This is a genomic window from Phytobacter sp. V69 (genome assembly GCF_965644215.1).
GTDB lineage: Bacteria > Pseudomonadota > Gammaproteobacteria > Enterobacterales > Enterobacteriaceae > Phytobacter.
Genome location: NZ_CBFFRL010000454.1, coordinates 1 through 911 on the forward strand (window position 1 = coordinate 1; position 911 = coordinate 911).

Consider the following 911-nt stretch of genomic DNA (forward strand, 5'->3'; position numbering starts at 1 on the left):
AAAACGTGTGTTTTTAGTCATCCTGTTTACCTCTCTCTCAAAGAGTTTAGTCTCCAGGATTCCCGGGGCGGTTCAGATAGTAAAAAATGTACCCCTGAACACCAATATCTTTGTATTTTTTGAGCACGTTGAGGTCGGCTTTTTTTTCCACCCCTTCACAAATAACACTCAGATTAAGATGCAACATCTTGCTTAAGATAGTGTGCAGAAAAACGCCGTTTAACCGGATCGTGACCGATACCGTTCACAATAGAGCGGTCAATTTTAACGGTGTCGAAGTTAAAGCGCGCTAACCCATCAACCTGAATGTTTCCTGCACCGAAATCGTCAAGCGAGACAGAGAATCCATAGCTTTTTGCCTGCTTTAAAAATTGTTCGCTGTGCATAAGTTGATATTCAGTTACCTTCTCGCTGATCTCAATTTCAATATTCTGTGGATTAACATTATGAGCCAGACACTGATGGTAAAACTTTTCTGGATAAGATAAGTCGCTAAGGAGAGAATGAGAAAAATTGAAAGATAACTTTAAACCAGGCTTTTTCGCTATCAGAATACAAATTAAATTAAATATAAAATCCGTAATTTCACCCACGGAACCATAAGACTCAGAGGCATCAATTACAGATTGCGTAGGAATAGACAAGCCATTTTCATTTTTAAATCTGGCAAGCGCCTCATAGCGTTCTATTTTCTGGTCGCGCAAATTAACTATCGGCTGAAACGCAGCCGTCATGTTAAATGTCATATGGCCGAATTTAAAAATTCCTTCTTCCATTTTTATTTTTGTCCCTCTCAATATGAATGTGCGAATTCCCTCATTGCCATACATTACACATTCTAGATAGTGTCGTCACGAGGATAAAAATCATTGATAATAGGGCCTTCTAATCAGAAGGCCCTATTATCATGA

The 911-nt window shown here is 38.7% G+C and carries 1 protein-coding gene; it reads right to left on the minus strand.

Translation table 11 applies throughout. From position 1 onward, the window contains the following. Positions 1-173 precede the first annotated feature (173 nt). On the minus strand, positions 174-776 hold the full coding sequence (locus tag ACSZPU_RS25930) for an EAL domain-containing protein (protein ID WP_499004489.1): 603 nt from the start codon (positions 774-776) through the stop codon (positions 174-176). Between the last annotated feature and the right edge of the window lie 135 nt (positions 777-911).